Below are 4,673 nucleotides of genomic sequence, written 5' to 3'. Positions count from 1 at the left end.
TCTTCGTGAATCAGGGCGCGGTCCTTGACGGCCTCCACCCGCACGTTGGCGCCCTGGATCAGCACGTCCTGCTGCGCCTTGATCTGCGCGCCCAGGGCCACGACATCGCCAGTGGCACGCAAGGTGGTGCTGCCTTCTCCGCCGTCGATGACGGTGCCGGTGTGCACGGTGCTCGATTGGCGCGTGCGGCTCTCGCCGGTCTGCACGCGCGTTTCTTCGCGCGTTTCCATGTCGCCGTTGTAGGTGACGAAGGTTTCGTACTTTGCGCTGCGCTCGTCGCTGCTGGTGGTCTTGGCGGTGGTGCCCAGGCGGATGTCGCCGCCCGCGTACAGGCCCGCGCCGGTCTTGCCCTTGACCTGGCTGGCATCCAGCACAATGCTCCCGCCCGCATCCAGCACGATCTTGCCGGCGTCGCTGGTGAACCGGCCATCGGTGGCTGCAATGTTGCCATCGGCCTGCAGGTAGCCGCCGTTGTGCGCCACGATGGCGCCCCGGCTGTTGGCGATGTCGCCCTGGATGCTGGTCAGCAGGCTGCCCGCTTCGATGCGGCCTTGTTCATTGTTCAAGCCACCGCCGGACAGCCGCATCACGCCGCCGGCCTGAATGCCGGCGCCGAAGTTGTCGATGCCCCCGGCGGCCGCGATGATGAGGCTGTTGCCGACCTCGAACTGGCCCCGGTTGACGAACTGCCCGCTCAGGTTCAGGGCCAGGTCGTTGGCGCTGATGCCGCCCGGCACGATGTGCAGTTGGCTCCAGTCGGGCAGCGAGACGCTGGCGCCCCCGCCCAGCAGCGCCCCGATGCCGCCTTGCGGCGTGCTCACGTCCACCCGCGGCAAGGACAGCGGCTTGGTGGCGACGAACTCCGGCGGCACCTCGCCCGGCACGCCAGGCCCGCCCGTGCCGGCGGTGACGTTGCCCGCGCCCGCGCCGCTCACCCCGCTGCCCCCTCCGACCGGGCCGGGGAGCGTGTCGGGCCGCTGCACCCCGACGACGAGGCTGCCGGCCAGGCCATTGTCGAAGCTGCCTCCCGAGATGGGCAGCAGGCCATCAGGATGGATGCGCCCGCCAGCACTCGCTACCAAATCAATAGCGCTTTGCGCTACTCCCAGTTGCTGTGACGGGGTTTTCTGCTCATAGCTCCGGGAGGGCGACGCTATTGCGGCCAGTAGCGCAACACCCAATGCGAGGCAAATTTGGGAGCCTCTCAAAACCCCCATCCCAGCCACTTGGCACCTTTATAAATCAACAAGTTACGGCGCTTGAACTTGCAAACTCGGAGATTTTGCGAGGTTCCCATTTGCTTTGACATGGGGATGAGTCCGAGGGTGTTGCGTTTTGGATTTTGAATCCGCCCAGGTGTTGCGCTTAGGTTTGAGAGTGGCCCCTTGATGATTTCACAATCATCATTACCGCCAGATTACTCAAGCGAGATCGATGAGTGAATTTCAACAATCTCTCCAATGAATTTCTCCCTTTTCGACCATAAAAATCTATCTCTCAAATAACTTTGACTCCCTGGACGTACACAACAAAATCTCAGCCTGACGTCAATCCACCAGCCAATATTTTGCGTCAACATCCCCGGGGAGAAATCAATTCTCTCAGCGACTGATTCTTCATAATCATCTCGATGCGGATCAAAAATCAACAACACAATCCATCCCCTACCCTCGTGTTGACGGCATATTTTTCGAAAAAAATCTTGCGCCAGTCTTCTGAAATTTATAGATGAATCTCTTTCTTGCTCAAGCCGTCCCAGCTCAATCACATTGGAAGACAACTCAATCTGCGTCCTAACCAAATCATCATCCGTGAGGAAATTTATATTTTTGTAGGCATCAAGATCAATACCCCTTTGACTCATCAAATACATCCCCTGATATTCAACCAATTTAGGAATGGTCAAAATAACTGGGCAATTCGACAACCCTTCAGGGTTTGAGAAAATATGACAAATCTCCGAAAAATCAATAGATTTATAATTAAACATACTAAAAAATATTTTTCTCGCCTAGATATTGCATACCTCTGTTCACAGCCGCACGCACCTTAGGATCTTTCAACATTTCATTGATATAGCGTGGAGCATTAACCCCGGGGGAGTTCGCCTCTTCAAACAAACCGGTATTTACATTGAAGTAATACTTATCACCTTCCACCTGCAGATGCAGTTGACCTGGTCGTTGACCGGGATTCGCATTCTCAACATCAATGCGAGTTCCGCCGCGATTAAAAACTGTGTTGCTATGAGTCTGAGTCCCATTGCGCCCCACCATTTCGCCCTCTTGATTTAGCCTTCTATCGGCATCTGGATTTTTTTCCTCCTTATCCCCTGGAGGGAGGCTAGGCCCATTAGGAGGCGTCCCATAAGTGTCAGCAGGTTTTTTCCCAGGAGAAGCATTGTTTCCTTCTGGTTTACCGGAAACGGCTTCTACGATATTGTCAAGCCACTCCCTTGCCCGCTGAGGAAGCGTATCCATCTGGCGTTTACACCCTGGATCATTCACGCAATTCGCTATGGCCTGAGAGCCGCCAACCACGAGCATTCCAAGCAACACAAGAGGGTTTAGTGCAAGTGTGTTGTTACCAGCCTCATTTACCCCAGCCGAGGCACCTGCCGAACCACCCACAGCGCCGCCGATGCCAGCGCCGTACCCCTGGACTACAGCATCCACGATCACATCTGGCGTACCTGCATTCCGAAGCGTTGTCGCAATTTCTGGAGCCGTCATAGAAGTGATTGCTGCTGCCGCTCCGGCTCCAACGCCTCCTCCCGCCATTCCAACGATTGCATGACCAGCAGCTCTACAACCTCCCTCTGGTGACCAACATTCAGTGTTTTCCTTGTCTCCGCTGGCAAGCGCATTTACATACTGCTGATTGGCATAGTTGCCCCAAGCCGTGCTGCCTTGCCGTCCGAACTCGCGCGTGATGGTGATCTGCGCATTGACCTCATCGCTCACCCGGTTCTTGTCAAAGATCGGCTTGATCCCCGTCTCCGCATCCCCCGTGCGGGCCTCGGTGTTGCCCGCCACGCCAGAGATGCCCGCGCGGCTCGTGCTTTGCGCGTTGCCCTTGTCGCTGCCCACGCCCGCTCCGCTGCTGCCCAGCTGGCTGCCCACGCCCACCGTGACCTCGAACCCGCTGGCGTTGTAGCTGGCCCGGTTATCCAGGTCGCTCATCGTGAGCGTGCCGCCGGTGGTGAACGTGTTCTTGCCACCGTCGATGGCCGCTTGCGTGCTGGTGATGGACCCGCCCTTGAGGTCCGTGTTGCCCTTCACGTTGACGTCAAAGCCGCCGTTGCCCGCACGGATGCCGCTTTGCTCGCCCACGCTTTGGTAGTCGCTGTCGATCTGCGTGCGCCCCGCGGTGATGCTGCCGCCCACGCGCCCCGCGCCCACAATGGGCACGCTGATCCCGAAGCCGCTGTTGCGGCTGGTCTCGTTGTACCGGCTGGTGTCTTGCAGGCTTTCGATGGCGAGGTTGCCGCCCACGTCGGCCCGCACGGCGTCGGCCACGAGGGTGGCCCCGCGCAGGGTGGTGTCGCCCGCGCTTTGCACGCTGGCTGTGCCGCCTGCGCGGATGTGGGTGTTGGTGTAGCTCACGCTCTCGCCGCTGCCCTGGCCCCGCGCCCGGCTGGCGCTGGCGTTCACGCTCACGCCCCCCGCCCCGACGCTCACACCGATGCTGCCCGAGCTGCTGCTGCGGCTGTTCTGTTCGGCAAAGCGGTTCTCGGCTGCTTCCAGAACGATGTTGCCCTTTTGCGCGATCAGGCCCACGTTCTTACCCGCTTCGATGTCGCTGCCGCGCACGCGCAGGTCGCCATCGGTGGCGGTGATGTGCACGTTGCCGTCCGCCCGCACTGCCGAGCCGGCCCCGCTGTCCACCTGGTAGGCGCTGGTGCTGCGGCTTTGGCTGCTGCCCAGGCTGATGTTGACGCTGGCTCCCGCCAGGGGGTCGCCATTCAGCAGGGCCTGCCCCGCGTTGCCCAGGTCCTTGGCGTTGTTGTAGGCATTGAGCCCGATGGCCGCGACCCCCAGAGCCTGGGTGCGCGCATCGCTGGTGCGCCCGATCGCTCGGCCCACGCGCCCTGCGGTCATGCCGAAGTCGATCAGCGGGCTGCCCACGCTCACCGTGAGGCCGCTTTGCTTGGCACGCGTCTCGAATTTGTCGCGCTCCAGCTCCCGCGCTTCGTGGATGTCCACCGTTTTGCCCACGATGCTCACGTCGCCCTTGGCCAGCACGGCCGAGCCTTCCTGCTCGTAGCGGTTGCCCGCCACCATCGCCACGTTGCCTCCTTGGGTTTGCACGCTGGAGGCTGCCGCCCGCTGGCTTTCGTTGCTGTGGTCGGTGGTGGTGCTTTGCTTGCCCAGCGTGATGCCGAAGCCGCCGCCGCTGAACAGGCCCGACTTCTTGGTCTCGGTGTGCGTGGTGGCCGCCGCGCTGTCGGTGCCGGCTCGGATGGAGATGTCCCGCTTGGCGATGAGGCCCACGTCGGCCTGACCCACCAGGTGCGAGCCCTGCAGCGCGATGTCCCGCCCGGCCTGCACGTAGATGGCGTTGCCGGTGACAACGCTGCCTTCGCTCAAACTGCTGGCTCCTTCCTGCACGGTGAGGCTGCTTTTTTTGCTCAGGAACCCGCTTTTCTTGCTGTACGTTTCTTCATAGCGCCC

General features: G+C 60.5%; 3 protein-coding genes. All 3 read right to left on the bottom strand.

Annotation, left to right across the window (positions count from 1 at the left end):
• Positions 1–1,082 (bottom strand): hemagglutinin repeat-containing protein (locus BLT03_RS23500; protein ID WP_175537857.1); only part of this gene is annotated, 1,082 nt, incomplete at its 3' end.
• Between the two features lie 335 nt (positions 1,083–1,417).
• Positions 1,418–1,990, bottom strand: coding sequence for a hypothetical protein (locus tag BLT03_RS24285; RefSeq protein ID WP_139160534.1), 573 nt, complete (start codon positions 1,988–1,990; stop codon positions 1,418–1,420).
• Between the two features lies 1 nt (position 1,991).
• A partial coding sequence (locus BLT03_RS23495) for a hemagglutinin repeat-containing protein (RefSeq protein ID WP_175537856.1) occupies positions 1,992–4,673 on the bottom strand: 2,682 nt, incomplete at its 5' end.

The organism is Paracidovorax valerianellae (assembly GCF_900102625.1).
Taxonomy (GTDB): Bacteria; Pseudomonadota; Gammaproteobacteria; order Burkholderiales; family Burkholderiaceae_C; genus Paracidovorax; species Paracidovorax valerianellae.
The sequence above is the reverse complement of the archived record's forward strand: the minus strand, read 5'-3'. Positions and strand labels throughout refer to the sequence as shown.

Bases quoted from the DNA above. Each gene is read 5' to 3' on its own strand.
- BLT03_RS24285 (WP_139160534.1), bottom strand. From the start codon at position 1,990: ATGTTTAATTATAAATCTATTGATTTTTCGGAGATTTGTCATATTTTC.